Source organism: Aliagarivorans marinus DSM 23064, from assembly GCF_000429485.1.
Classification (GTDB): domain Bacteria; phylum Pseudomonadota; class Gammaproteobacteria; order Enterobacterales; family Celerinatantimonadaceae; genus Aliagarivorans; species Aliagarivorans marinus.
This window is the reverse complement of the sequence record NZ_KE386907.1, coordinates 662,490-689,434: the sequence shown is the minus strand read 5'-3', so window position 1 is coordinate 689,434 and position 26,945 is coordinate 662,490. Positions and strand designations below refer to the sequence as shown.

Annotated in this window: 21 protein-coding genes; 6 read left to right on the top strand and 15 right to left on the bottom strand. The window is 55.1% G+C overall.

The genetic code is table 11. The annotated features are described in order from the left end of the window. Nucleotides 1-36 precede the first annotated feature (36 nt). Entirely contained in the window at nt 37-393 is a 357-nt protein-coding gene (locus G461_RS0117530; protein WP_342664375.1) for a gamma-glutamylcyclotransferase family protein, read from the top strand. Nucleotides 394-458: 65 nt separating this feature from the next. Here G461_RS0117530 and norR read toward each other — a convergent pair whose 3' ends face one another. Then, nucleotides 459-1,985: a nitric oxide reductase transcriptional regulator NorR gene (gene norR / locus G461_RS0117525; RefSeq protein WP_035480503.1), complete on the bottom strand. Its 1,527-nt coding sequence runs from the start codon at nt 1,983-1,985 to the stop codon at nt 459-461. 216 nt (nt 1,986-2,201) lie between these two features. On the opposite strand from norR, the gene G461_RS0117520 reads away from it, so the two are divergent. Further along, nucleotides 2,202-3,386, top strand: a complete 1,185-nt coding sequence (locus tag G461_RS0117520) for an NnrS family protein (RefSeq protein ID WP_026972814.1) — start codon at nt 2,202-2,204, stop codon at nt 3,384-3,386. Between the two features lie 354 nt (nt 3,387-3,740). After that, complete coding sequence (locus tag G461_RS0117515; protein ID WP_026972813.1) at nt 3,741-8,003, top strand: PKD domain-containing protein; 4,263 nt, start codon at nt 3,741-3,743, stop codon at nt 8,001-8,003. Nucleotides 8,004-8,144: 141 nt separating this feature from the next. Here the strand turns inward: G461_RS0117515 and G461_RS24665 are convergent, their stop codons facing one another. Then, on the bottom strand, nt 8,145-9,143 hold the full coding sequence (locus G461_RS24665) for a threonine ammonia-lyase (protein WP_051333656.1): 999 nt from the start codon (nt 9,141-9,143) through the stop codon (nt 8,145-8,147). A 305-nt stretch (nt 9,144-9,448) separates the two neighbouring features. Between G461_RS24665 and G461_RS0117505 the strand changes: the two genes are divergently transcribed. Beyond that, complete coding sequence (locus tag G461_RS0117505) at nt 9,449-10,612, top strand: Na/Pi symporter (protein WP_035480502.1); 1,164 nt, start codon at nt 9,449-9,451, stop codon at nt 10,610-10,612. Between the two features lie 59 nt (nt 10,613-10,671). Here G461_RS0117505 and G461_RS0117500 read toward each other — a convergent pair whose 3' ends face one another. The 5 genes from G461_RS0117500 to G461_RS0117480 all read right to left on the bottom strand — a co-directional run bounded on the left by G461_RS0117500 (nt 10,672) and on the right by G461_RS0117480 (nt 16,214). Further along, on the bottom strand, nt 10,672-11,724 hold the full coding sequence (locus G461_RS0117500; RefSeq protein WP_035480500.1) for an FAD-binding oxidoreductase: 1,053 nt from the start codon (nt 11,722-11,724) through the stop codon (nt 10,672-10,674). A 93-nt stretch (nt 11,725-11,817) separates the two neighbouring features. After that, the gene (gene hcp, locus G461_RS0117495; protein WP_026972810.1) at nt 11,818-13,494 is read right to left on the bottom strand and encodes a hydroxylamine reductase; all 1,677 of its coding nucleotides are present in this window, start codon (nt 13,492-13,494) and stop codon (nt 11,818-11,820) included. Between the two features lie 364 nt (nt 13,495-13,858). Continuing rightward, a complete protein-coding gene (gene puuE / locus G461_RS0117490; protein WP_026972809.1) occupies nt 13,859-14,785 on the bottom strand; it encodes an allantoinase PuuE in 927 nt (308 codons plus the stop codon). A gap of 23 nt (nt 14,786-14,808) precedes the next feature. Then, on the bottom strand, nt 14,809-15,540 hold the full coding sequence (locus tag G461_RS0117485) for an aspartate/glutamate racemase family protein (RefSeq protein ID WP_026972808.1): 732 nt from the start codon (nt 15,538-15,540) through the stop codon (nt 14,809-14,811). 5 nt (nt 15,541-15,545) lie between these two features. Further along, nucleotides 15,546-16,214 (bottom strand): GntR family transcriptional regulator, encoded by a 669-nt coding sequence (locus G461_RS0117480; RefSeq protein WP_026972807.1) that lies wholly within the window; start codon nt 16,212-16,214, stop codon nt 15,546-15,548. Nucleotides 16,215-16,512: 298 nt separating this feature from the next. Here G461_RS0117480 and G461_RS0117475 point away from each other — a divergent pair, with 298 nt between their 5' ends. Beyond that, nucleotides 16,513-17,955, top strand: coding sequence for an NCS1 family nucleobase:cation symporter-1 (locus G461_RS0117475; RefSeq protein ID WP_026972806.1), 1,443 nt, complete (start codon nt 16,513-16,515; stop codon nt 17,953-17,955). 87 nt (nt 17,956-18,042) lie between these two features. Here the strand turns inward: G461_RS0117475 and G461_RS0117470 are convergent, their stop codons facing one another. Continuing rightward, nucleotides 18,043-18,789, bottom strand: coding sequence for a DUF4336 domain-containing protein (locus G461_RS0117470; RefSeq protein ID WP_084429343.1), 747 nt, complete (start codon nt 18,787-18,789; stop codon nt 18,043-18,045). Between the two features lie 109 nt (nt 18,790-18,898). After that, entirely contained in the window at nt 18,899-19,522 is a 624-nt protein-coding gene (locus tag G461_RS0117465) for a LysE family translocator (RefSeq protein ID WP_026972804.1), read from the bottom strand. A gap of 417 nt (nt 19,523-19,939) precedes the next feature. Here G461_RS0117465 and G461_RS0117460 point away from each other — a divergent pair, with 417 nt between their 5' ends. Then, entirely contained in the window at nt 19,940-21,082 is a 1,143-nt protein-coding gene (locus tag G461_RS0117460) for a Na/Pi symporter (RefSeq protein ID WP_026972803.1), read from the top strand. Nucleotides 21,083-21,147: 65 nt separating this feature from the next. Here G461_RS0117460 and G461_RS0117455 read toward each other — a convergent pair whose 3' ends face one another. Genes G461_RS0117455 through G461_RS0117430 form a run of 6 tightly spaced genes read right to left on the bottom strand, consistent with a single transcriptional unit; the run spans nt 21,148 to nt 26,935 of the window. After that, on the bottom strand, nt 21,148-21,531 hold the full coding sequence (locus G461_RS0117455) for a Na+/H+ antiporter subunit G (protein ID WP_245579544.1): 384 nt from the start codon (nt 21,529-21,531) through the stop codon (nt 21,148-21,150). Nucleotides 21,532-21,533: 2 nt separating this feature from the next. Beyond that, nucleotides 21,534-21,803, bottom strand: coding sequence for a K+/H+ antiporter subunit F (locus tag G461_RS0117450; RefSeq protein ID WP_026958705.1), 270 nt, complete (start codon nt 21,801-21,803; stop codon nt 21,534-21,536). After that, nucleotides 21,797-22,297: a Na+/H+ antiporter subunit E gene (locus tag G461_RS0117445; RefSeq protein WP_026958706.1), complete on the bottom strand. Its 501-nt coding sequence runs from the start codon at nt 22,295-22,297 to the stop codon at nt 21,797-21,799. The genes G461_RS0117450 and G461_RS0117445 overlap by 7 nt, the downstream gene beginning before the upstream one ends. Next, complete coding sequence (locus G461_RS0117440) at nt 22,291-23,796, bottom strand: monovalent cation/H+ antiporter subunit D (RefSeq protein WP_035480498.1); 1,506 nt, start codon at nt 23,794-23,796, stop codon at nt 22,291-22,293. Before G461_RS0117440 ends, G461_RS0117445 begins: the two co-directional genes overlap by 7 nt. Continuing rightward, nucleotides 23,793-24,140 (bottom strand): Na+/H+ antiporter subunit C, encoded by a 348-nt coding sequence (locus G461_RS0117435; RefSeq protein WP_026958707.1) that lies wholly within the window; start codon nt 24,138-24,140, stop codon nt 23,793-23,795. Before G461_RS0117435 ends, G461_RS0117440 begins: the two co-directional genes overlap by 4 nt. Beyond that, nucleotides 24,140-26,935 (bottom strand): monovalent cation/H+ antiporter subunit A, encoded by a 2,796-nt coding sequence (locus tag G461_RS0117430; protein WP_026972801.1) that lies wholly within the window; start codon nt 26,933-26,935, stop codon nt 24,140-24,142. Before G461_RS0117430 ends, G461_RS0117435 begins: the two co-directional genes overlap by 1 nt. Nucleotides 26,936-26,945: the final 10 nt, after the last annotated feature.

Here is a 26,945-nt window from a genome sequence, read left to right as displayed (position 1 = left end):
GCCTCGTCGTCTCGGCATGGCCGAAAGTAGAATGATATTAGAAGGGTTAATGGAGAAACGATTATCACGCATTTATTTGTTTACGGCACATTAGCGCCGGGCCGGCCAAATCAACATGTACTGGCAAAGGTAGAAGGCCATTGGCAGCCGGCCAGCGTCAAGGGAAGGCTCGAACAGAGCGGCTGGGGGGCGGAGCTGGGTTACCCCGGTTTAGTGCTGGATGACAGCGCAGGCGAGGTTAGCGGATTCTTGTTTACCGCTGAGGGCCTAGCCGAGCAATGGCCAATGCTGGATGAGTTTGAAGGTAGCGGCTATCAGCGCTGCATCACCCAAGCGACGTTAGCCAATGGAGAGCAGGTGGACTGCTACGTTTATGCGCTCAGCCAGCCTTAAAGCACTTAACTTGTAACAGGCTGACTACCCGCATACTGTTGTTGTTTACACATCGGCGATGTCATTTAAACAACGCCGAGCTTTTTCCCTAGTCGGTACAGGTTGCCCCGGTCCATCTGTAAGCTGCGGGCCGCTTGCGCCCATACACCGTCATGCTGGGCCAAGGCCTGTTCAATCAAGCGTTTTTGATAGTCCTCGATGGCACGCCGAAACCCCTGCTCAGGTACGCTCGCAATGCCAGCGGAAAGGCTCGGGTTTACCTGCTGCAGGCCAAGATGGCGCTGGGTGATCACCTGCTCGCCTTGCTGAATGGCACTCAGGGCTGCGCGCATTAGGCAGTGCTCTAACTCTCGCACATTGCCTGGCCAGCCCTGCTGCTCGAGAAGGCTAAGACAGCGAGGCTGAATGTGTAGCTGCGGGGCATGGAATTGGGTGCGCACCTTATCGAGTAGGTGGCCTGCCAGCAGAGGGATATCGCCATCTCGCTCGCGCAGCGGTGGGAGTTGAATGGGGAAGACGTGCAAGCGGTGGTAGAGATCGGCGCGGAAGCGGCCCTGCTCAACCTCATGTTGTAGATCGCGGTTGGTGGCGGCGATGATCCGAACGTTAACGTGCTTGAGCTTGTCGGCGCCCACTCGTTGCACTTCGCCTTGTTGCAGCACCCGTAGCAGTTTGGCTTGCAGCAATAGCGGCAGTTCACCAATTTCATCGAGAAACAGGGTGCCCTCATCGGCCAACTCAAATTTGCCGGGGCGATGGGAGGTCGCGCCAGTAAACGCGCCCTTCACGTGCCCGAACAGCTCACTTTCGGCTAGCGACTCGGGTAGGGCCGCACAGTTGACTTGAATCATCGGTTTGTCGCTGCGGGTCGATTGGGCATGTAGCAGGTGGGCGACCAGCTCCTTGCCGGTGCCGGTCTCGCCACTAATCAGCACCGCAAAGTCTGAGGGGGCCACCGTGGCGATGCTGCGCTGCAGCTGCTGCATCTGAGGGCTGTTACCCACCAGCTCACCCTGTTGGGCGCGGGCTTGCTCTATCAGCAACTGGTTGATGCTGTGCTGATGGCGGTTGCTGCTGCGCAGGGCCTCAATCAGGGTGACATTACGCACGTTGGCCGCAGCCAAAGCGGCAATGGTCGAGATGGTTACTTCTGAGACCCGGCTAAACGCGCCCACTTCCATCGCGTCGAGGGTTATAGCGCCAACCAGTTCATCTTCCACGTACAGGCTGCAACCGAGACAGTCATGCACATCCAGCTCGCCATCGGGCATGCCTTCGACCAACCCATCGAAAGGGTCGGGCAGGGGGGAGCCGGCTTCAAAACGCACCGGTTCGCGACTCGCTAGGATTGCTGCCAGCCTCGGGTGGGCGGTTGGTTCAAAGCGCCGGCCCAATATAGCGGGAGACAGACCACTGATTGCCACGGGCACCAAACTCTTGTGGGCATCCAGAATAAACAGGGCGCTGGCATCACTAGGTAAGACTTGATTGAGCGAATCTAGCAGGCGCTGATAGTGCTCTCCCTCAGGCAGTTGAGCACTGAGATCGACGGCGAGTTGCAGTAACAGGGTGTCAATGGAATTTGCTGGCATGGCAATACTGTTTGGAAATGACATCAAGATGCTGAGCATTGTAACGTTGTGTTGTAAAAAATACATCGACTCATGTTGGCTTTTAGATCGCGCTTTATCTAAGTGTTTGAAATATTTAGTTTTAAAAATTGGCTTGGATCATGCTGTACGAAAGTTACTTTACACTTACTAAGTTATCTAGCGTACGCGAGCATACGCAGCGTTCAGGAGTCACCCTTGCTAAACATTGTTGATCGAAGCAAAGAAGAACAGATCCCACCTTTTTTGCGCCTGGGCTTTCGGCCCTTCTTTGCCCTTGCCGGCATCTACGCGGTGCTGGCTATCGGCTTATGGCTGCATATGTGGACAGGTGGGCCGCTGCCGGGGCTGCAGGTCGACCCGCTATGGTGGCACGTGCATGAGATGATCTTTGGTTTTTCCATGGCGGTTGTGGTGGGCTTTGTGCTAACCGCCGTGCAAACCTGGACCGGACAGCCCGGCACCAAATCCTGGCGACTATTGCTATTGATTGGTCTCTGGCTCGCCCCACGCGTATTGCTGTGGCTGCCCGTGCCGCTTTGGCTTACCTCTTCTGTGGAGGGGCTGTTCTTATTGGTGGCCTGTTGGGAGGTCGGTAGCCGCGTTGTGAAGGCCAAAGGTTGGCGAAACCTGTTCTTTGTGCCGCTGTTTTTGCTGGCTATCGCGGCAAATTTTGCAAGCTATGCCGCAATGAAAGGCCTTCCACCCTTTAGTGTACAGGCGGTGTGGCAGGCAATGTTGTGGTGGTTTGCTATCCTGTTGTCGGTGATGGGAGGCCGGGTGATCCCCTTCTTCACTGCCCGGCGCTTTGATTTTGCCAAGCCTCCTGCGCTGTGGTGGTTGGAATGGGGAGCTACCCTCCCTCTTATCGCGTTACTGCTGCTAAGCTTCTTCCCCTTGGTTTATCTCAATGCATCGGCCTGGCTAATGGTGGTTGCTGGCGTGTGTCAGCTGCTGCGCTGCCTGCGTTGGAGAAGCTGGCGCACCTTCTCGGAGTCTTTGGTGTGGTCGCTGCACGTTGCTTATTGGTGTCTGCCACTTAGCCTGCTGGTACGGGGGCTGAGTAGCAATGCCTTTGTCGCTCATAGCTTTGTTCACCTGTTCGCCATTGGCGCTTTAGGTGGGCTGATCCTAGCGATGATGGCGCGGGTGAGCATGGGACATACCGGGCGTGAGATCTACAAAGGCCCCGTGATGTGGCCAGCCTATGCTGCCTTGTTTGCCGCGGCCGCGATTCGTACTGCAGGCGTTGCGCTAATGCCTGCTGCATTGGTCACTCTGGTGCAAGTTGCAGGGGGGTTATGGATGTTTGCCTTTATCTGGTTTGTCTGGCGCTTTGTTCCGATGCTGGGTCAGCCGCGGGTGGATGGTCACCCGGGCTAGCGAGCCCTTGCTTGTTAACAAAGTGATAGCTCACGAAACAAATGTGACAATTAAGTAAATACTTGATAGAGCGCAAACTTCTTCCCTTTTGCTATCTACAGCGTTTATAGCCTTGATTAGACTGGCTGAGGTGTTCGTTATATCAGTAACGAATATCTCAGCCTTCCTCTTAGTGATTGTGCAGCCTTGCTGCGTTGTCTTTCTGATGTTTTGAAGCGGGCTAACTGGCTCCCCGGTAAGGAGTCTGGCAGCGCGTAACCCTTCATCTTTCAAACAATTAGAAGAGTGCCCGCATGCCTACTGGTGCCTAAGTTCACTTGGGCAACACTAACTATACAAACGGGAAAGGAAGACATGAGAAAAACAAGGCTGGCCGTCTTAACGATGGCCATGGTCGCTTGTGCCCATTCGCATGCACAAATCGCGGCGACCCATATCTACCACAATCACATGCCCAATTTCTGGCCTTACTACGACGTAGATCAGTACCAGAACCTCAATGTGGGCGAACCCATCCGCTACACCTACGATGGCCAGGTCATCGAACTGAAAAACAACCCACCACCGGGCTACACCTTCTACATCCCCGGCAGCGGCCTACCGATGCCCCACGATGATTTGGTGGCGTACTACTCACACCATGCCAAGACCGGCGCGTATCTAAGCTGGCCAATGGATACCGCCAGAAACAACAACGGCGCCCATCCGCTTAGCCAGACTCACGTGACCATGTCGGCATCGGTGATTAACAATGTTCAGAGCTTCGCTGAGCTGGGTAACCTTAGTGGCTATAACCTCGGTTGGGGAAACTACTGGCGTGAGACCCAGCAGGGCACCAAAACCACCAATGGCTATAACGCGCTGGATACCATCCACTTCAGCGGCCACCACACCATGGGCCCGTTGGTGGGCAATGATTACTTCCTCAAGGATTTGATCTACCAGAATGCCACTTTGGCGCAGGATTACTTCCTCGGTGACAGCTTCCGCTCCTCCAAGGGTTTTTTCCCCACCGAGCTGGGTTTCTCAGACCGGATTATCCCGGTACTAAACAAGCTGGGGATCGAGTGGTCGGTGCTAGGGAACGTGCACTATTCGCGTACCCTGCGTGACTACCCCTATCTGAATCAGCCCGGGGTGGACACGATGATCTCCCCACCAAACCGGGCCGATCTGCGTAACACCAGCGATATTGGTGAATGGGTATCGATCCCGATGTTCAATGAACAGCAGGTCACCCAGAACAAGTTCCCCTTTGCCTCCATTCCCCATTGGGTGCAGTACGTCGATCCTGACAGTGGTGAAGAGTTTCGGGTCGCCGGTATTCCGGTCGAGCAAGCCAGCTCGTGGGAAGAAGGCTATCAGGGCAGTGTAAGCGCCGATGTGCTGAAAAGCTTTGTGGGTGATGCCGACAGCCTGGGCCGCCGTCAGTACTTTGTGATTGCCCACGATGGCGATAACTCTTCCGGCCGCGCCGGCGATGGCGGCACTTGGGCAAACTCGGGCAATGTCACCTACGCCGATGGCGCCGTTACCGGTATGGGGGTTGAAGAGTACCTGCGTGCTTATCCAATCCCTGATGATGATGTGGTGCATGTGCAGGATGGTTCATGGATTGATACCCGTGACTCTTCGGCCGATCCTACGTGGTACCACTGGCATATTCCGATGGGGGTATGGGCCGGGCAGATGAGCGACTTCAATGCTGCCCACGCCAGTGACTATGTGGCGACGCGCCAGCATATGGTGTCGCTGGAGCTGGGCTATCACTACCTTGAACGTAACTTCGCGCTGCTACAGGCCGCCGAGAACTACGCGAAAACCGCCGAGCAGATCTGGCTGGATGACAATCCCAACCACTGGCAGCCCACCACCCAGATGGACCACGAGATAACCTATCCGGGTAACCAGCTCAACCCGTGGATGATGTCCTATCCGGTGAAAGGCGATGCCAGCAACAACTACGCCGGTGGCGCTAACCCGGCAGAGCTTGGCTGGTACTTCCTGATTGCGGCCATCGACTCTGGCTTTGGCTACTACGACGAGAACGTGGATGATGGCGTTAAGCCCACCATCTCGTTTAATCAATCGCTGTACTTTAGCGAGCCCTACGTGGAGCAAAACAAAGGCAAGGACCGCACCGGACCATCGGTGTGGTGGCCACAGCGTTATCCCTACAACCCGGGCAGTGCCAACAAGAGCAAGGCCGAAGGTTGGGCGGAGATCTACGCCGATACCACCTTTGCCATCTACACCTATGCCTTTGATGCCAGCGGCATTAGCGATATCCAGGTGAAGATCCGCCCACACACCAACAAGTGGGCAGATGCGACAGATAAAACCTACAAGCTTTACGATCCGGCCGCCCACGCCTCTGACCCTAACGTCGACCCATCCCGGGTGGGCGAGTGGAGCAGCTTCCCGCTAACCGAGCGTGATTTAACGCCGGATATCAATGGCGTTAGCTGGCAGGCCGCCAGTACTGAAACCTTCGAGGTGGTGCCCGCCGATAAGATTGGCAACATGTACTATGCCTACTTCGATCAGTACCAAGAGCAGTTGCTGGACTACTATATCGAAGCCACTGATGCTAAGGGCAACGTGACCCGCTCGGCGATTCAGCAGGTGTATGTGGGCGCCGGTCGCTATCGCAACGAAGGCGGCCTGACGGTTGAGGATGTAAACGGCAATATTGAAGGTGAGTACGTGTTCTTCACCGCCGATTACACCGGTAACCGCAAGCCAAGCGCGGTGATCACCCCGGGAAGCCAAGCGGTTGAGCGTGGGGCAGTCGTTACCTTAAGCGGCGCGGATTCATCGGATGTCGATGGCGAAATCGTCAGCTACCAGTGGAGCACCGGCGAGACCTCGCAATCGATTAGCATAACCGTAGATGAGCGCACCTCGGTGACCCTCACCGTGACCGATGATCAAGGCGCTACGAGCAGCTCGACCATAACTCTGAGCATTATTGGCGAGGCCATTCTCTCGACCCTGTACTACGAGGACACCCAAGGTTGGGGCAAGGTCTGTTTGCACTACAGCACCGATGGGGCGCAAACCTGGACCACGGCTCCGGGCGTGCAGATGGAAGCCGCTGGCAGCGGCTGGTTCCGTTATACCGTGGAGCTGGAGCGAGGCCAGCCACTGGAGTTTGTTACCAACAACTGCAGCGGCAGTTGGGATAACAACGGCGGGCAAAACTATCAGGTCGACGAAGGCGACTGGCAGTTGTCGGCCGGTGGTGTGGCTGCAGGTATCCCGGATGAGCTGGGTAACCAAGCCCCCAATGCAGTGATAAGCCCACCGGGGCAAAGCGCGGCAGTAGGTACGGTTTTCAACCTAAGCGCTGCTCAATCCTCCGATAGTGACGGCGAGATTGTCAGCTATCTGTGGAGCACCGGTGAAACCTCCCAGAGCATCAGTTTCACTCTGCAACAAGATATCACCATCAGCCTGACTGTGACCGACAATGAAGGCGCGACCCATAGCGTTAGCGAGCTCTATCAAGTGACGGTCAACCAAGCGCCGGTGGCCGCTATCGAGGCCTCAGCAACCGAGGTCTCGGCGGGAACCACGGTTACCTTAAGCGCAGCGTCTTCTTACGACCCTGAGGGCGAGGCCTTGAGCTACCTATGGAGCACCGGCGAAACCAGCGAATCCATCTCGGTGGTGGTTGAGCAGGACATGAGCGTTAGCGTCACGGTGAGCGATGTCGAGGGACTGAGTGCACAGACCCAGATTGAGCTGAAAGTGGTCAGCGAAGAGTTGGCCAGCAACTTCGAGCAGCTCTACTTCCGCGGAACAGCAAACGGTTGGAGTGCGGATGCGATGGCCTTGGTGGCCGATAACACCTGGCAGCTGGTGGTGGACTTCGATGGGCAGAGCCAGCAGCGCTTCAAGTTTGACGTGAATGGCGACTGGAGCCTTAACTACGGCGATAACAATGCCGATGGGGTGCTTGAGCAAACCGGCGGCGATATCTTCACCACGGTCACCGGCAGCTATTTGGTGGAGGTGAACGATCAGGCGATGACCTATCAGCTAACTCCAGTGAGCAGCGACCAAAAGCCTAGCGCAGTGATTGATGTGAGCAGTACCCGTGTGGCGGTAGGCTCGGTGGTGAGCTTTAACGCTGCCAGCTCGAGCGATGCTGAAGGAGATATTGTTGGTTATCAGTGGAGTACCGGTGCCAGTTCAGTACTGCTTGATCTGACCTTCGATCAGGTGGGCCTGTTTGATATCAGCCTCACCGTTACCGACGAGGCCGGCCAGACCGATACTGCCACCGTGAGCATTGAGGTCTTCGACCCCAATGCCAATCTGCAAAGTAACTTCGAGCAGCTCTATTTTCGAGGTACACCGAATGGCTGGGCCAGCAGCGCCATGAACTTGGTCGGCGATAACACCTGGCAGCTGGTGGTCAGCTTCGATGGCAGAAGCGAGCAGCGCTTTAAGTTCGATGTACATGGCGATTGGAGCTACAACTTTGGCGATAACAACAGCGATGGAGTGTTAGAGCAAACCGGTGGGGATATCTATACCTCAGTGGTGGGCGACTACATCGTTGAGGTGAACGACCAAAGCATGAGCTATCGGATTGTGGCGGCGCACTAGTCGCTTTCGTAAATCAAGATAGGGTAACCAAGGCGCGACTGGCTTAGATGGTCGCGCTTTTTCGTTGCTGTTTAGGTTTTGCTTGTTAACTCTTAGCGCTATTACAAGGTGCTTAGTTCTATTACAAGGCGCTTTCCTCTATTACAAGGCATTAAGGCCGTGCTCAAAGCAAGGAAGCTGGTATGCGTGTCGCAGCTCACTGGCCGATGCATTGGCACCACTAAACTGCACAACGACCTTTTTGCCTTTCAAGCGTTCACGTAAGCGTAGGGCTGCCATTAAGCTGGCTGAACCGGCTCCTTCCATCAGGTTTTGGGTGTAATGCGCCGCCAAGGCAATACCTTGATAGATTTCCTGCTCGCTGAGCAGCACAAAGTCGCTCAATGACTCACGGTAGTAACTAAAGGGCAGGGCGTAGCCACTGCCAGTGGCAAAGCCGCCCGCGAAGGTGCGATTGTCAGCGCTTTGAATGCGGCCTGCGCGCCAGCTTAGATAGGCGGCGGGTGAGGATTCTGCTTGAACGGCGAAGATCTCCACCTCTGGTTTTAGCTGTTTTAGCACCAAAGTGGCGGCAGCCAGCTCACTGCCAGCACCAATCGGCAAGATTAGCGCATCGATATCTGGCAACTGTTCCAAGATCTCCAAAAACTCACTGGCAACGCCATTAATCAAACAGGGCTCATCGGCCGGGTGGGCATAGTAGAGCCCTTGCTCATTGCATAGTCGCTCGGCGGTTTGTGCAGCGTGTTCAAAGCTGCTGCCTGCTTCCAGCAAGTTTGCGCCTGTCGCTTTGATTCTGCGGTTCTTAGCGGGGTTGTTACCTTCTGGCACCACAATCGTTGCGGGCAAGCCAAACCATGCGGCCGATTGTGCAACGGATAAGCCATGGTTACCGGTAGAAAAGGTAATCACACCCCGCGCATTGGTCTTGGCCAAGTGATGCATCAGATTAATGCCGCCACGGATCTTAAATGAACCGGTCGGGTTGTGGTTCTCGTGTTTTATGTAGAGCTCGCAGTCGAGTTGTTGGGATAGGGCTTGGCAACTCAGCAGCGGGCTTGCCTGCATGTGCTGGTAGATTGGCGATAGCGCGTCTCGCGCCTGCTCAAGTGAAATAGGGGTATGCTTTAACGGGTGCATCGCAATCCTTGCGCAGAATCTGCGTGTTAAGCTAAACCGTCCATCCTAGAAGGCAACGACCCGTAGAGTATGGTGCCAAATCAATAAATGGACTATTTAGCTGCTAACGTCGCTTAAATTGCTCTGTAAATCGCAGAACTCACCGTTAGTCATGAACGCGTAATAATCTATGTTGGCGCTCACAAATCGCTCACAAAAAACACAGTAGTATGACGACTGCATTTTCTAAGGAAGCGTTTACTTACCTCTATCCCGTACAGTAAATGCCTGATAAGTAGCGTAAAGTTGTCACTACTGGAGTAGATATGGATATTGAGCAGTCCTTGCCACCCGTGCAGGCACTACCGGCCCAACAGGTATCGCGTTGGCGACGTACCTTGCGTTGGACGCAGTTACTCATGCTGCTATACCTGCTGCTGGTTGCCGTTTCCGCAGTGAGTAGTGGCTTCAAGATTGCGGCGGGTAACCATGCCGCCGAGCTGTTTGAGTTTGCCTCTCATCCGGTTGCTGGTTTGATGATTGGCTTAATCGCTACCTCGCTGATTCAATCGTCCAGCACCGTCACCTCGATCATCGTCGGGTTGGTGGCGGGCGGCTTGCCGGTGGGGATTGCCATCCCTATGGTGATGGGGGCGAACATCGGTACCACCTTGACCAATACCTTGGTCAGCCTTGGCCATGCCGGGGATAAGACCGAGTTTCGCCGCGCCTTTGCCAGCGCCACGGTGCATGACTTTTTCAACCTACTCGCAGTCGCTATCTTCCTGCCCTTGGAGATGGCCTTTGGCTTGTTGCAGCGCCTCAGCTCAGCCTTCGTGCCGCCGTTTCTTGATAGCGGCAATATGAGCATGAAGGGGCTGAATTTTATGAAGCCGCTGATATCGCCCGGCGTCGATGCAATGAAAGCGCCCTTCGCGGAACTTGGCATGCTGGGTGGCGTGCTTTTAGCGCTCACCGGTGTACTGGTGCTGATAGTATCCATCACCTTGATGGGCAAGTTGATGCGCAGCCTGATGGTAGGCAGAGCCAAGCGGATTTTGCAATCGGCCATCGGCCGCGGGCCGCTACATGGGGTGGCATCGGGCACGGTGGTTACCACGCTGGTGCAGTCGTCCTCGACCACCACCAGCTTAGTGGTGCCTTTAGTTGGCTCGGGCGTATTGAAGGTGCGCGATGTCTATCCATTTAGCGTGGGGGCCAATATCGGCACCTGTATCACCGCCTTGCTGGCAGCCACCGCGATCACCGGCGATACCGCCGCCTTTGCCCTACAGATCGCCTTGGTACACTTGCTATTTAATACCCTGGCGACGCTAACGATCTTCGCGCTACCGGTACTGCGCGAGCTGCCTTTGAAAGGCGCGAAGCTGCTGGCCGATATGGCCACCCACACCAAATGGGCGATTGCCGCGTATATCGGTGTGGTGTTTTTGGCTTTGCCGGGCGCAGTGCTGCTTTTTACTGTCTAGCCGCTCAAGGCTGTTTACTGTCTAAAAGCTCAAGGCTGTTTACCGTTTAAGCCCGAAGCTCAAAGCTCAACCGTCACATCCGACTTCAAGGTACTGGAGCAGGCCAGCACATAGCCTTGCTCCACCTCTTCAGGGGTAAGCGGGCCATGGGTACTGCTTTCCACTTCACCACTGGTGACCTTGCACTTACACGAACCGCAGATCCCGCTGCGGCAGGCTAGAATAACCGGCACCTCGGCATCTTCCAGCGCTTCACTGAGCAAGCTGTCGGCATCTGCTGGTTGGCTGGCGCCAAACTGCGGGATGACCACCTGTACGCTATCGTGTGCGGGTGAGGTGCTCGATGCTGTGGGCTCCGGCTTGGTCGGGGTAAAGCTCTCCTGATAGAAACGGTCCATATCCAGGCCGCCTTGCTCTAAATAGCTGCGCATATCCTGCATAAACTGCTCTGGCCCGCATAAGTACACGCTGCGCTCGGAAAAATCCGGCACTAACTTGTTTAGCCATGCGGCATCGAGGAAGCCCTCTGGATAGTGGCTGCCAGTAGCGTCATTTAGCAGCAACTTTAGCGAGAAGTTGTCGTGGTTTTGTGCCAACTGCTCGAGCGGCTGGTGGAAGATAATATTGGCCTGATCGCGGGCGGTGTGCAGGAACACGATATCGATATCGCTGTGTTGCTCCAGCCAGTGGCGAGCCATGGAATAGACCGGGGTAATGCCGCAGCCTGCGCTAAGCATCAGCACTTTGCTACGACCATGGTTTGCGACGGGCGGGCATTGGTTTAGGTTAAACTCACCGGCAGGCGCGAGTATCGGCAGCTCGCTACCCACCTCGATGTTGTCGACAATACGGTTCGACACTACACCGCCGGGCACCCGTTTCACCGTGATCTGCAGTTCGTCGTCTTGTGGGGTGGAGCTAAGCGAGTAGGCACGGTACTCATTGCGCCCATCCACCTCTATACCCAAGGAGATAAACTGACCGGGATGAAAGCTGAAGGGGCGCACGCCATCATGGCTGCGCAGACGCAGCGATACCGTATCGGCGGTCTCTTGAATGCGGGCACTGCAGCGCAGGGTGATGCCTCGGGCTGAACAAGTCGCTTGTTGCATAGGGCTGCCTTTTCGTTTGAAAGTAGTGATTGCTTTGAAAATCGTGGAGTTTAAGAGAGGGGAAGCGTGTGGCTTCCCCTCTGCCGGGTCGGCTTAACCTTGCAAGATGGCCTGAAGGTCTTCTTCAACCGTGCCAATCATCCGCATCTCAAACTTATCCTGGATGATGCTGATTAGGTTATCGGTGAGGAAAGCCGGTGCACTTGGTCCGGTGTAGATCCCTTTTACGCCTAGCGCGAACAGGGTAAGCAGGATAACAATCGCTTTTTGCTCAAACCACGACAGCACCAAGGTCAGCGGTAGCTCGTTGATATCGCAATCGAACTCTTTGCTGAGCGCCAAGGCCAACTGGATGGCCGAGTAAGCATCGTTGCATTGACCCACATCGAGCAGACGAGGAATGCCGTTGATATCGCCAAACTGGTTCTTGTTAAAGCGGAACTTACCGCAGGCCAGAGTCAGGATCAGGCTGTCATCGGGGGTGGCAGCGGTAAAGTCGCTGTAGTAGCTGCGCTCGGCCTTGTCGCCATCGCAGCCGCCAACCAAGAAGAAGTGGCTGATATTGCCTTGTTTCACCTGATCGATAACCGCAGGCGCGGCTTCCATCAGCGCGTTACGGCCAAAACCTACGGTGATGTAGTGCTCAATCTCATCGTGCTGGAAGCCAGGCTGCGCTTCGGCGCAGGCAATCACCTCACTGAAATCGTCACCTTCAATATGTGCCACCCCAGGCCAACCCACAATGCTGCGGGTAAACAGACGGTCGGCATACTGACCGACGTTAGGGTTAAGCAGGCAGTTAGAGGTCATCACAATGGCGCCGGGGAAGTTGGCGAACTCTTTCTGTTGGTTCTGCCAGGCGCTGCCGTAGTTACCGACCAAGTGCGGGTACTTGTTAAGCGCAGGGTAGCCGTGAGCCGGCAGCATCTCACCGTTGGTGTAGACATTGATGCCAGTGCCAGCGGTTTGCTGGAGGATCTTCTCTAAATCGTGCAGGTCGTGTCCGGAGACCAGAATACATTTACCTTTAACTGGCTTAACGTTCACCTGAGTCGGTTGCGGGTGGCCGAAGGTGTCGGTTTCGCCGCGATCCAGCATCTCCATCACCTGATAGTTCATCAGGCCGATCTCCATCGAGCAATCCAACAGGGCATTCAGGTCGGTGGGGTCAGTGCCGAGCCAGCCCATAATCTTGTGATACTGGCTGTATAGCTCTTGGCTGGTTTGACCCAGTACCCGGGCATGCTCAAGGTAGGCGGCGGCACCTTTCAGGCCATAGAGGCACAGTAGGCGCAGGCCAATTACATCTTCATGCAGCTCATGATGACCACGGTTCACTGCAACTTGTGGGGCGTAAGCCAGGATCTGTTCGGCGCTGTCTGGCAGCTTGAAGTTGGCCACCGCAGGATGAGTGGGCAGGGTATCAGCGGGCAAGGTATTAGCGGCGAGCTGGGCGGCTTGGCTAACCCGCTCTTGCAGGCGCTGTTGGAAGCGTGCGGCGGTGTGCGAAAGCTCGATGATGCGCTCGGGATCGAAGTTTACATTGGTCAACGTGGCAAAGAAGGCTTTGGGTGCCCATTGGTCGATTTCGCTATCAATGATGTTGTAGCTGCGACCTAGCGTGGCCCAGTATGAGACGCTTTGCAGGGTATACACCAGCACGTCTTGTAGGTCGGATACCTCGGAGGTTTTACCGCACATGCCTTGGGTGTAGGCACAGCCTTTCGCTACAGGGGTTTGAATCGTCTGTTCACATTGAATACAAAACATTGTTGTCTCCACATTGTTGTATTGCCGGGCGAGGGAAGGCCCGAACTTATCCAGTTGCAGAGGCTATTACAGGCTTTGTGCCAGTTTTTAAGTCACTGAATTTATTGAGTAAATTATTGAGGTGGCATGTTGGCTGATGTTATTTATACATCGCGATATGATGTTTAAATTACATCGAAAGGCAGCCGTCGTTGGCAAGCGAACGAGTCATTGCTAGTACAGCGGATTAATTTGCTAGGAATGAGAGCGTAGAAAGTACACAAACTGTTTTTATATCAATCAGGTATGCTGGAATGGCGCTATTTGAAAACTAGCATGCCCAGCTGATGTTTTAATTACATCAACTGGACATATAGCAGTGGACTTAGCCTTGATAAGGGTGCTCTGCCATCCAGTGCTTGGCGATATCTATCCTTCGCACTACCCACACCTGCTGGTGGGATTGGATGTAATCGAGGAACTTCACCAGCGCCATAAAGCGGCTCGGTTTGCCAATGGTGCGGCAGTGCAGCCCCACAGACATCATCTTCGGCGCATCGGCGCCTTCCTGATACAGACAGTCAAAGTTGGCTTTCAGGTACTCAAAGAATTCCTCGCCATGGCTAAAGCCGTAGGGCGAGGCGAAGCGCATATCGTTGCAATCGAGGGTATAGGGCACCACCAGATGGGGCCGGGTTTGCTCGCTGTTGGGCTGCTTGACCTGAGTCCAAAACGGCAGGTCATCGCCGTAGTAATCGGAGTCGTAGACTAGCCCTTGTTGCTCAGCCACCAACTGACGGGTGTTGGGCGAGTCGCGACCGGTGTACCAGCCCAGCGGGCGCTCGCCGGTAAGCTGTTCGATAATATCTAGCGCCTCGGCCATCTGTGCGCGTTCTTGCTCGATGGGCATATCCTGGTAGTGGATCCACTTCAGACCGTGGCAGGCTATCTCGTGGCCAGCATCGACAATCGCCTTGGTAACCTCGGGGTTGCGTTGCAGGGCGGTGGCCACCCCAAAGATGGTCAGTGGCAACTGGCGACGCTTGAACTCATTGAGTATGCGCCACACGCCCACCCGCGAGCCGTACTCGTACAGTGATTCCATGCTCATATGCCGCTCAGGATAGGGGGCGGCGCCAAAGATTTCCGACAAGAAGGTTTCTGCGTGCGGGTCGCCGTGTAGCACGCAGTTCTCGCCGCCCTCTTCAAAGTTCAGTACAAATTGCACGGCAATCCGTGCCTTACCCGGCCAGTTGGCATGGGGCGGGTTAGGGCCATAGCCCTGATAATCACGTGGGGGGAAGTGGTTCATCCTTGTTCCTTTTCTCTCTTTTTTTATTGGGACCAGTGCTGATAGCGCCCAGTGTATTGCTTGGGCAGTGGCGCGGCGTAGTTGCCGGTTTTGGCGGTCTTTAGCCCCAGTTGAACCAATGACTCAGCCAACTTCACTGCCGCTGCTACTCCATCTATCACTGGCACTGGCAAGGCTTGTTGCAGACGGCTCACCAGATCGCTCATCCCGGCGCAGCCAAGTACGATGGCCTCGGCGCCATCGTGCTCAACCGCTTGCTGGCATTCGCTTAGCAAACCATGCAAGCTATCCTCACTGACCGCTTCCAGATCCAATACTGCGATATCGCTGGCGCGCACACTGGTACAGATGTGTTGGTAGCCATAGCGTTGCAGCAGGTGATGGCTGGCGGGCAGGGTACGGCTTAGGGTGGTGACTACCGAAAAGCGCGATGCCACCAAGCTGGCTAGTTGAAAGGCAGCCCCGGCGATACCTATTACCGGTGCGCTGGCGAGCTCGCGGCAGGCATCGATAGCCGGATCGCCAAAGCAGGCAATAATGTGGGCATCCACACCGGCCTGCTCGCCCTTGGCGATACAGTCGAGCACTGCCGCGCCAGCCAGTGCTTCATCGAAGGCACACTCAATGCTAAGCGGGCCGTGCTCGGGGCTTTGCGCGATGATCTCGCTGTCGGGCACGCAAATTGCGGCCGCTGAGGTGGCGATCTTGTCAGTCATTCCCTGACAGGTGTTGGGGTTGATCAGGTTAATCTTCATGGCTGCTACATCTCCGAAAACAGGCGCTGAAAGTCGATCTGGGCACAGTCGTTCCCATCCAATGAGATGGACTGCTTCACTTTGATAAGGTGGTGCTCCATCCATTGTTGGGCTTGGGCAGTTTCGCGGGCATCCAGCAGTGCCAGTAGCTCGGCATGGTCTCCGCTGTCGCAGCTCACGCTTTTACGCGAGCCATAGGCGGCGAGTACCAGGGAGGAGCGATAGCAGAGCTGCTCGACAAACTCCGCCAGGATGCTGTTGTTGCTAATGGCTGCCAGTTCGTAGTGAAACTGGGCGGTCAGCTGAATCGACTGTGACAGCCAGCCTTGCTCGTCGGCATGGTTCTCTTCATCGACCATGGCGTAGAAATGCTTGGCGTGTTTAGCCGTCCAGTTGTTAACGATATCTGGGATCAGTTGGGGCTCGAGAAGGATGCGACTATTGAGCACCTCTTCCGCCTCTTGCCGGCTGGGGCGATTAACATGGGCGCCTTTGTTCGCCTCTACGATAACAAAGCGCTCCAGAGCGAGGCGTTGAATCACCTTGCGGATGCCGGTGCGACTAATGCCGAAGGCCTCTGCCAGTTTATCTTCGGGCAGACGTTCGCCCGGTGGCAGTTTGTGCTCAACAATGGCCTTGAGCAGCTTTTGGTAGATCTGTTCGTCCTTTAACATGGCTCACCTATATTTTTGTATACGATTATTCTGCACAACGTATACCAATTTTCCAAGCCCCTTTAACTCCGCTCCCTCTTTGGATTGCACCGCCTTAGAGAGAAAAAATAGAGTGAATGCTGCACCTTGCTGGGGATTACTTGCGCTGATGTAGTGCAAAAAACACGCAGGCCTTGGCTTGCAAACCCACCAAGTTCCCAGGATCGTCAGGCGGTATCGGGCCTGCTATTGATTGGCATGTTTATTGTTAAGTGCTGAGTATTGTATTTGAAATTGTATACAAAATAGGGAAAGCACTATGAACAAGGAATTTGCAGTCAGTGATCGCCTAAGCAATCACGATCTCAAGCCCGACGAAGAGCAGAAATGGGGATGGTACAGCATCTTTGCTTTTTGGATGTCGGATGTGCATAGCGTCGGCGGCTATGTGCTTGCAGCCAGCCTGTTCGCCTTGGGGCTAACAGGTATTCAAGTTTTTGTTGCCTTAATGGTAGGTATCTCCATCGTGTTGCTGTTTGCCAATCTTATGGGCAAACCCGGGCAAAAGGCTGGGGTGCCGTTCCCGGTGGTGGCACGGATGTCGTTTGGGGTGTTTGGCGCGAACATACCGGCGGTGATCCGCGGACTGATTGCGGTGGTGTGGTACGGCATTCAAACCTACCTGGCCTCCAGCTCGTTTATCATCTTGTTGCTATATATGTTCCCGTCGATGGAAAGCCTGGCTGAGCCGAGTTTCTTGGGGCTATCGTACTTGGGCTGGATCGGCTTTAGCTCTATGTGGTTGGTGCAGGGTGTGGTGTTTATGTTCGGTATGGACATGGTGCGCAAGCTGATTGACTGGTCAGGGCCGGCGATTTATCTGGCAATGTTCGCCATGTGTATCTATATGATTCAGCTTGCAGGCTGGGACAACATCAGCTTTAACCTCAGCAGCAAACAGCTAAGCGGCTGGGAGTCATGGGGCCAAACCATCGCGGCAACTGCCTTGGTGGCGGGCTACTTTGCAGGACCAACCCTGAACTTCAGTGACTTCTCACGCTATTGTGGCAGCTACCGCCAACTGAAACTGGGGAACTGGCTGGGGCTACCGCTCAACTTTATGTTGTTTGCGGTGATCAGTGTGGTGATTGTGTCAGCCTCGATCCCAGTGTTTGGTGAGATGATCATGGATCCGGTGGAAACCGTGAAACGCCTCGATTCTGGGCTGATTACCATCTTGGGTGCGCTGACCTTTATCTGCGCCACGGTGGGGATCAACATTGTGGCGAACTTTGTGGCGCCGGCCTTTGACTTCTCCAACGTGTCGCCGCAGAAGATCAGCTTTAAAACTGGAGGCTTTATCGCCGCCTTCGGCTCGATCCTGCTTACCCCGTGGAACCTGTTTAACAACCCAGAGGTGATCCACTACACCGTGGACGTACTGGCGGCCATGATTGGCCCACTGTATGGCATCATCCTCGTCGACTACTACCTGTTAAAGAAGGGGCAGATCGATGTGCCATCGCTCTATACTGAATCGCCACAGGGTGCCTATTGGTACCAAAACGGCATCAACAAACGCAGTGTAATGGCCCTGCTTATCGCCAGTGTGGCCGCTATCTTTGCCACCTTTGTGTTTACCCCCTTGGCCACTTACGCGCTGTTTATCGGAGGCTCGGTGGCTGCGTTGTCCTATTACTGGTTAATGAAACCATCGTTGGCAGTGAGCCCACAATTGAATATGGCAGAGGCCGATTCATAGTCAGTTCACTCTCGGCACAAAAAAGCAGCGTGTTAGCGCTGCTTTTTTGTGCCCGTATCGTTTTCTATCCCCTTGTCTACAGGGCGCTTAGTTCAGCTTAAAGGCTTGTTTAAGGTGACCCATCGCGTTGCTCTCGACCGGGAGGCCGTGGGCCATAATGATGCTTTGCGGCTGCCAGCCCAAAATGGTGGTGAGGTGAGTGGCCAACTGTTTACGGCCGCGCCAAAAGCTCAGTCGCCAATCCAGTGGCATCTTGCCATCGGGCGCGAGGATCCCGGCAAGCTGAGCAATCGGTTGTTGCCAGCGCTTAAAGTGTTGGCGCGGAAAGTTCTCGATAAAATCGCTGACCACCAAGCATGCAGAGGCCTTGTGGAAAAACACGCACTCCTGCATGGCCGGTGAGCCGGTCACCAAGCAGTGAGCTAGCTCGTCACCCCACGGATAGTCTTGTTGGTTATCCAGTACCTCATCAAAGTGCAGATCGCTACGCTTTTTAGCCAGCTCTTTTGTGGCGTAGCTGGTGGCGTCAGGGTAGCGTTGCTGCCATGGCTGCAGGAACAGATGATGTAAATGATTGGGAGCAATCAGATAGCGCACCTCGCCAAGTGCATCGACCTGTTGTTGTAAGCCGTCGTCCAAGGCTATCGGGCTGTGTACCCACAAGGTGCCGTCGCTAAGTTTGGCGATCACCATCCGGGTGGTGAAGGGAAAGCCGTAAAACGAGACGGTGCTGCCCTCGACATACCAAAGATTGTCATGCCAGGGGATAAGTCGCTGGCTGCTTGCGCTTGGTGTTGTTTGCGCTGTTTCTACATCCGTTACTTCTGCGTCCATTGCTTATAGGTCCAGTGCTTTTAGATCCAATGCTTTTACGTCTAATGCTTCTGAGATCATGCGATTCGCTGAGTGCGCCGCCACTCTCGATGCTGTTGTTCGAAGGGGATTATTGGTTGGTCACTAGCCTGCCCGCCAATAGCAGCAGTAGCCCACCCGAGGCACCTTCGATAACCCGGCTAAGCTTGTCGCGGTTGGCGCGGCTGAATAGCCAGCTACCCAGCAGGGCGTAGCTGCTGTTAACCACCGTGGCCAGCAGGGTAAACACAAGCCCCAACGTTAGCAATTGCTGGGTGGTGTTGGCTTGCTCGAGATTAATAAACTGCGGTAAAAACGACAGGAAGAATAGGGCGACCTTGGGGTTTAAGATGCTAACGATCACGCCTTGGCGAAAGGCGTTGTGGCTAGCGGGGGTGCTTTGCTTAAGGCTGAGCGCGCCGCCGCCTTGATAGGCTCTGCGCAGGGCGCTGAGGCCCAAGTAGACCAGATAGGCGGCCCCCAGTAATTTGACGACGGTGAAAGCAAATGCCGATTGCAGTAGCAATGCCGACAAGCCTAATACCGCTGCCGCGGTGTGCAACAAGTAACCCACGCCAAGCCCCAGTGCGGCAGTGAGCCCGCGGCTAAGCTTGCCATGCATCGAGTGGGAGACGATATAAACCACATCTGGCCCCGGGATCAGGTTCAGAGTGAGGCTGGCCAGTAAGAATAAGCTAAGGGTGTTCCAATCCATGGTGGTTACGGCTTCGCAGGGTCATGCTTGCTACTGTAACACAGTGGCGGTGCAGACGAGGGGCACCCGTAAGACCTTTGCCAGCAATAGATCATGTAAAACAATGAAATAATGACGTCATTTTTCGCTATCTTAAGCAAAAATGGCTTTTTTGATGGAAAAAATAGGTAAAAACAGTCGAATATCCTTTACCTTTTGTAAAAAACTCTCAATACATATATTCCTAGTAATTACAGTGGGTTAGTGAGCGCTTATGACCTTAGAGGTAGTTTAAACAAAAGGGGGTGGTCAAAATTCACTCAATAGTAAATCGACTTACATAAAAGTGTAATATAAGCGTAATTTAAGCCCTCTACCATCGCGCCAAATTCAATTAACTGACACGTAAATGACATTCAATTGTCATCGAGACAGGTTATGACAACTCAAACGATTACGGCGCAATCTACTACAGTATCTCAGCGCTGGCTTAAATGGGGCCAACTGGCTCTAATGCTTTACTTTATGTTGGCCGCGGTATCTATGGTCAGCGACGGTTTTAAGTGGGCAGTGGGAAGCCAAGCAACGGTACTTTTCGACTTTGCGTCGCATCCGGTTGCGGGTTTGATGATTGGCCTTATTGCCACTTCACTTATCCAATCTTCCAGCACCGTGACCTCGATTATCGTAGGTTTGGTGGCGGGCGGCCTACCGGTATCTATCGCTATTCCAATGATCATGGGTGCCAACATCGGTACCACCCTGACCAACACGCTGGTAAGCCTTGGCCATGCCCGCTGTAAGGTGGAGTTCCAGCGTGCATTTGCCTGTGCCACCGTGCATGACTTCTTCAACCTACTGGCCGTGGCGATCTTCTTGCCGCTAGAGATGATGTTTGGTCTGATGGGCAAACTGAGTGCTTGGATGGTAACCCCGCTGGTGGGTACCGGTAACATGAGCATGAAGGGCCTAGATTTTATGAAGCCGATCATCGGCCCGATGGTCAACACCGTGAAGGCGCCGCTAGAGAGCTTGGGCACCATGGGTGGCGTTGCCTTGGCACTAATCGGTGTAGCGCTGATTGTGGTATCGATTACCCGCATGGGTAAGTTGATGCGCAGCCTGATGGTGGGCCGTGCCCGTGAAATCCTCAAATCGGCGATCGGTCGTGGTCCGTTGCACGGTATCGCGTCTGGTTCAATCGTTACCGTGTTGGTTCAGTCTTCATCTACCACCACTAGCCTGGTTGTACCGCTGGTTGGTACAGGCGTGCTAAAAGTGCGTGATGTGTACCCATTCAATGTGGGCGCAAACATCGGTACCTGTATTACCGCGCTATTGGCTGCCACTGCTATCACCGGTGAGACGGCGGCCTTTGCCTTGCAAATCGCCTTGGTTCACCTGATCTTCAACGTGCTGGCGACCCTATTTATCTTCGGTGTTCCGGCACTGCGCGAGCTGCCAATGAAGGGCGCCGAGTTCTTGGGTGACATGGCGGCCAAAACCAAGTGGGCCATCGCGGGCTACATTGGTTTGGTGTTCTTGCTGCTACCTGGTTTGGTACTGCTGGTTACGATGTAAGACAGCGCTGCTGATACCCAAAAGCCGACCTGATGGTCGGCTTTTTTGCGTTTAGGCGGTGGGGATTATTGCTTTTCGTCTGAGTCTTGTTCGGGCCCTTGGTGCTGGTAGGCGCGCTCTGTAAGCTGTGGGTTTTGGGTGTGCTCAGCCAGTTTGGCTTTATAGTGTAAGCCCGCCTTGGCCAGCATATGGGCCGAGATGGGGGCGGTGATTAGCAAGAACAGGGTAATCAACATCTCAATCAGGCTTAGCTCACCTTTTTGCACGCTAAAGTAGATGATCGATGCGACCAGAATACAGCCCACGCCCAAGGTCGATGCCTTAGTAGGCGCATGTAGGCGGGTGAAGAAGTCCGGCAGCTTTGCCAGGCCAATCGAGCCAATTAGCATAAAGCCTGCGCCGATTATTAGCACGGCACTCACAATAAATTCAGTAATAGGTCCCATCATAATTACTCGATAATATCCCCACGAAGTAGGTACTTACAAAACGCTGCGGTGCTGACAAAGCTCAGCAGGGCAATCAGTAATGCACCTTCGAAATAGAGAGTAGAGTGGTGATAAAGCCCGAGCAGAATAATCAGGCCGATGCTGTTGATGTACATGGTGTCTACGGCGATGATCCGATCCGGCGTGGTGGGGCCGATGATTAAGCGCCAGGCATTCAGTGCCAGGCCGATGCAGATCAGCCCACAGGCAATCAGGATTGCGAACTCTAACATTGGAATACCTCGCGAAGTGGGCGCTCATAGCGCTGCTTGATATGGGCGATCATCTCTTGCTCATCGTCCAGATGCAGCACATGGATATACAGCCATTTACGGTCTTTAGATAGCTCCACACTCACCGTTCCCGGGGTCAGGGAGATTGAGCTGGTCAAAATGGTTAGTGGTAGTGGCGGCTCCAGCTCCACCGGAAACGCGATAAAGGCCGGGCGCAGCTTGCGGTTGCTTTGTAGCACCCGCTTGGCCACATCGATGTTCGACACCACGATGTCGCCAAGCAGTACCAGCAGGTAGCGCAATGCCAGCAAAGGCTTTTTGGCGTACACCTGCTGAACCCTTAGCGGCGCCACAATGATCGGGATGGCGATAGCCAACACTGTTCCCAGCAGGATATGGCCGGGGGTAAAGCCATGTAGCACTTGCCACACCGTCCATAGCAGCAGGCTGTGGTAGGGCGTTGGCAGCAGTTTCGATTTAAGGGTCTTTACCATTGGCTGACCTCCAACAGGGTCTCTACTTCTAGCGCACGATGCAGGTGCTGAGCGGCGGTGTCACTAAGTTCGGTTAGCACGCCGCCAAATACCACCATCAGAGGCAGGCTTATCACCAGCAGTAAGATGGCAGTGATTTGCAGTGGGTGGATGGTACTTGCTTCTGGATGATCCCCACTGGTGTTCCAAAACAGCGTGGTGCCCGCGCGCGACAGACCAATCAGCGCCGCTAGACCACCGATGAGGATGGCCGACCACGCCCATAGCTGCAGCTCGGGCTGTTGAATGGATTGTAAGATCAGCGCCTTGCCCACAAAGCCCGATAGCGGCGGCATGCCAATCAAGGCAATCGCCAGTAGCGCGAACAAACTGCCGAGTAGCCCAGCGCGAGGCATCGGTTTAGCGCTGACTAAACGGTCTTCCGCTTTGCCGCGCAGCGAGACAAACACCCCTGCCAGCAAGAACATTGCTGCGCAGCTCAGGGTGCTGTGGATGAGGTAGTAGACGCCGGCGCGAGTGGCATCGAGCTGATGAATGTAGATGGTGATTAGCAAGGTGCCCACAGAGACGATGACCAGATTACTGATTAGCGTACGCAGGCTTTGGCTGGCCAAGGCGGCAATCACGCCCAGTGCAATGGTGGCCAAGCCGATCGGCCATAGCCATGGCTGGGCTACGTTGGCCAGCTCGCCAGCGTAGTCACCGAAGATAGCGCCATGCACTCGCCAGATACTGTACAAGCCCACCTTGGTCATAATCGCAAACAGGGCCGCAACGGGGGCAGTGGCACTGGCGTAGGTCTTCGGTAGCCAGAAGTGCACCGGCACCATCGCGGCTTTCAGGCCAAACACCGCTAACAACAGCAGGGCACCTGCTTTCGCGATAAGCTGCTGCTCAGCATCGAGCAAGGCCACGCGCTGGGCCATATCGGCCATGTTGAGTGTGCCAGTGGCGCCATACAAGGTGCCCAAGGCGAACAGGAATAGCGCCGAGCCAATCAGGTTGAGGAACACATAGTGGACGTTGGCCTGGATCTTTGCCTTGCCGCCGCCGTGAACCATTAAGGAGTAGGAGGCAATCAGCAGGATCTCGAAGAACACGAACAGGTTGAAGATATCGCCGGTCAGAAAGGCACCGTTGATCCCCATGATCTGAAACATAAACAGCGGGTGGAAGAACGGCCCGCGTTGGTCGTCGCCGGCGCAGGCGTAAAGGTGGACACAAAAGCCCAGCAGGCAGCTTAGGCATACCAATAGCGCTGACAGGCCATCGCCGTACAGCACGATGCCGAAGGGGGCTTTCCAGTCGCCCAGTGCATAGGCGATGATGCCGTCTTGCACCGCAATCAGCAGGTATACGCAGGCTATTAAGCTCGCCAGGTTGCCAAGGCTGGCGGTAACGCGCTGATAGCGCACGTTGTGGCGTAGCTGCGGCAATAGCAGCAACAGCCCGGTCAGCATCGGTAGCAGGATGGGAAGGGTGATTAAATGCTTGATCATCGTGGTTCCTTCCACTCCAAGTTAGGTTCTTTGCCATCGACGTGGTCGTTGCCCGAGTCAGAGCGCCCACGCATCGCCAAAATCACCGCAAAGGCGGTCATGGCAAAGCCGATAACGATGGCGGTTAGCACCAGCGCTTGGGGCAGTGGATCGGCGTAGTCGTTGCTGGCGCCAAGCACATCGGGCGCGCCTATCTTCAGGCCGCCACTGGCAAACAAGAACAGGTTTACCGCATAGGAGAGCAGGGTGAGTCCGATCACCAGGGTAAAGGTGTGGCCACGCAGCATCAAAAAGATGCCACAGGCACTCATAAAACCGACGCAGGCGGCGAATACAGCTTCCATTATTGGTCTCCATCGGTAAGGCGCTCGGCGGTGGTGAGCTTGCCGAGATTCGCCAGAATAAGCAGGGTGGCACCGATTACGGTGAGGTAAACCCCCAAGTCAAAGGCGATGGCACTGGCCAGCTCAAACTTGCCCACCCACGGCCAGTAGAAGAAATCAAACCACGACGTGAGGAATGGCCGGTCAAACAGCCAGCTACCCAAGCCGGTGAGCAGTGCAATTGCTAAACCAGAGGCAACCAGGTACAGGTAGGTGAGCTTGAGGCGTTGTCCCATCCATTCCACACCATTGGCCAGATACTGCAGAATCAGTGCGATCGAGGTAACCAGACCGGCGATAAAGCCGCCGCCGGGCAGGTTGTGGCCACGGATAAAGATATAGGCCGAAATCAGCAGTGATAGCGGCAGCAGGCTCTGTGACACCACCGCCAGCAGCATCGGATAGCGCTCCTTGGCCCAGAGGCGACCGGCACCGTCGCGGTTGCGCGCCGACAGGCGCATACCGGCAATCAGCTTGAAGATACCCAGCGCGGCAATCCCCAATACGGTGATTTCCCCTAAGGTATCGAAGCCGCGGAAGTCCACCAGAATCACGTTCACCACGTTGGTACCACCGCCGCCGCTTTTGGCATTCTCGATAAAGAAGTGGGAGATGCTATCGGTGGGGCGAGTAATCAGCGCATAGCAGATGCCGCCAATCACACAGCCAAGTAGCGAGGCGATGCCAAAGTCGCGTACAAAGATAATCGGTCGGGTGCGGGTGGCGGGTGTTTCCTGCGGCAGGAAGTACAGCGCCAACAGCAGCAGTATCACCGTTACAATCTCCACCGAGAGTTGGGTGAGAGCCAAGTCCGGTGCCGAAAAGTAGGCAAAGCTAATCGAGACCACCAAGCCCACCAAGGAGAGCATCAGCAGGGCGATGAGGCGATAGTGGCTCCAGATCACCTTGGCCAGTGAACCTGCCAGCATCAGCACGGCACCGACAATGACCGCGCCATTGAGCTCGCGCACGCCTTGGCTGCCTGTGGCATCGGCCAGCTTCAACAAAGGCGCACCAAATAACACTAGGGCGAAGATGACCAACAAGAAGGCGTAGCGCTGGAAGGAGCCATTCTCCAAACTCTGGTTAAGCGCCCGAGCCTTCTCGGTTAGGCTTAAAATGGTGGTTTCGAAGTACTCTTTGGCATCCACTTCTTCGAACTGGCTCTGGAAGCGGAACAGCAGGGCGCGATTGGCATACACCACCAAGCCGCCGGCAATCGCTACCGCACTCATCAGCAGTGGCACGTTGAAGCCATGCCAGATGGCCAAGCTAAAGTAAGGCAGTGGCTGTGCCAGCACCGCTAATGATGCGGCATCAAGGATCGGGCCGACGGTGTAGCCGGGAACGATACCCACCAGCAAACACAGCGCTACTAGTACCTCTACCGGTACCCGCATATAGCGCGGTGGTTCGTGCGGTGTGCGGCTCAGCCCTTTGGGCTCGCCATTAAAGAACACGTCATGAATAAAGCGCGCCGAGTAGGCCACCGATAGCGCGCCTGCAATGGTCGCCAGCACTGGGATCAACCACGACAGCGAACCGAGGATGCTCTGCTCGAGGGTTTCGGCAAAGAACATCTCCTTGGACAAGAAGCCATTAAGTAGCGGCACGCCCGCCATCGACAGGGCTGCCACAATCGCCAAGGTGGCGGTGATCGGCATGTAGCGATAGAGGCCGTTGAGCTTACGCATATCCCGCGAGCCCGACTCGTGGTCGATAATCCCGGCGGCCATAAACAATGAGGCCTTAAAGATGGCGTGGTTCATGATGTGGAACACCGCCGCAATCGCCGCCAATCGAGTGTTGAGCCCGAGCAGCAAGGTAATCAGGCCTAAGTGAGAGATGGTCGAATAGGCCAACAAGCCCTTAAGGTCGTGCTTGAACAGCGCCATATAGGCGCCCAACAGCAGGGTGAACAGGCCAGTTAGTGAGACGGTGATAAACCACAGCTCGGTACCCGCAAACAGAGGATAGAAGCGCGCCAGCAAAAAGATGCCTGCTTTAACCATGGTGGCGGAGTGCAGATAGGCGCTAACCGGTGTCGGTGCCGCCATGGCGTGGGGCAGCCAGAAGTGGAAAGGAAACTGGGCCGATTTGGTAAACGCGCCGAGCAGGAACAGCCCGAGTATCCATGGATACATCTGGTGCTGTTTAATCACATCGGCTTGAGCGAGCAGCTCATCGAACTGATAGCTGCCGCCAATTTGGCCCAGCAGCACGATCCCGGCCAGCAGCGCCAAGCCGCCCGCGCCAGTGACGGTGAGCGCCATCCGCGCACCGCGTCGGGCATCGCTGCGGTGGGTCCAGAAGGCGATCAGCAAGAACGAGCTGATACTGGTTAGCTCCCAGAAAAACCATAGCTGCAACAGGTTGTTAGACATGACGATGCCGAGCATGGCGCTCATAAACATCATCAGGAAACAGTAGAAGCGGCTGAAGCTGTCGTTGGCTGAGAGGTAATAGCGGGCATACAAAATCACCAGCAATCCGATGCCCAGGATAAGCATGGCGAACAGCGATGATAAGCCATCGAGGCGGAAGGAGAGCGATAGCTGCAGAGCAGGGATCCAATCATAGCTTTGGCTAAAGCTGTTGCCCTCCAAAACCAATGGCAGGTCCAGCACCACTAGGATTAATGCCAGCGCCGGAAGAACGGCGGTGGCCATGGCACTGTGGCTGCGACTCAAGGATCGGGTCAATAGGGGGACAAAGATTCCTGCGAGCACCAGAAAAGGTACCCAAAAGTAGTACATCGTGGCCAGC

Bases quoted from the DNA above. Each gene is read 5' to 3' on its own strand.
- norR (WP_035480503.1), bottom strand. From the start codon at position 1,985: ATGCCAGCAAATTCCATTGACACCCTGTTACTGCAACTCGCCGTCGAT.
- G461_RS0117515 (WP_026972813.1), top strand. From the start codon at position 3,741: ATGAGAAAAACAAGGCTGGCCGTCTTAACGATGGCCATGGTCGCTTGT.
- G461_RS24665 (WP_051333656.1), bottom strand. From the start codon at position 9,143: ATGCACCCGTTAAAGCATACCCCTATTTCACTTGAGCAGGCGCGAGAC.
- G461_RS0117505 (WP_035480502.1), top strand. From the start codon at position 9,449: ATGGATATTGAGCAGTCCTTGCCACCCGTGCAGGCACTACCGGCCCAA.
- G461_RS0117500 (WP_035480500.1), bottom strand. From the start codon at position 11,724: ATGCAACAAGCGACTTGTTCAGCCCGAGGCATCACCCTGCGCTGCAGT.
- hcp (WP_026972810.1), bottom strand. From the start codon at position 13,494: ATGTTTTGTATTCAATGTGAACAGACGATTCAAACCCCTGTAGCGAAA.
- puuE (WP_026972809.1), bottom strand. From the start codon at position 14,785: ATGAACCACTTCCCCCCACGTGATTATCAGGGCTATGGCCCTAACCCG.
- G461_RS0117485 (WP_026972808.1), bottom strand. From the start codon at position 15,540: ATGAAGATTAACCTGATCAACCCCAACACCTGTCAGGGAATGACTGAC.
- G461_RS0117480 (WP_026972807.1), bottom strand. From the start codon at position 16,214: ATGTTAAAGGACGAACAGATCTACCAAAAGCTGCTCAAGGCCATTGTT.
- G461_RS0117475 (WP_026972806.1), top strand. From the start codon at position 16,513: ATGAACAAGGAATTTGCAGTCAGTGATCGCCTAAGCAATCACGATCTC.
- G461_RS0117470 (WP_084429343.1), bottom strand. From the start codon at position 18,789: ATGGACGCAGAAGTAACGGATGTAGAAACAGCGCAAACAACACCAAGC.
- G461_RS0117465 (WP_026972804.1), bottom strand. From the start codon at position 19,522: ATGGATTGGAACACCCTTAGCTTATTCTTACTGGCCAGCCTCACTCTG.
- G461_RS0117460 (WP_026972803.1), top strand. From the start codon at position 19,940: ATGACAACTCAAACGATTACGGCGCAATCTACTACAGTATCTCAGCGC.
- G461_RS0117455 (WP_245579544.1), bottom strand. From the start codon at position 21,531: ATGATGGGACCTATTACTGAATTTATTGTGAGTGCCGTGCTAATAATC.
- G461_RS0117450 (WP_026958705.1), bottom strand. From the start codon at position 21,803: ATGTTAGAGTTCGCAATCCTGATTGCCTGTGGGCTGATCTGCATCGGC.
- G461_RS0117445 (WP_026958706.1), bottom strand. From the start codon at position 22,297: ATGGTAAAGACCCTTAAATCGAAACTGCTGCCAACGCCCTACCACAGC.
- G461_RS0117440 (WP_035480498.1), bottom strand. From the start codon at position 23,796: ATGATCAAGCATTTAATCACCCTTCCCATCCTGCTACCGATGCTGACC.
- G461_RS0117435 (WP_026958707.1), bottom strand. From the start codon at position 24,140: ATGGAAGCTGTATTCGCCGCCTGCGTCGGTTTTATGAGTGCCTGTGGC.
- G461_RS0117430 (WP_026972801.1), bottom strand. From the start codon at position 26,935: ATGTACTACTTTTGGGTACCTTTTCTGGTGCTCGCAGGAATCTTTGTC.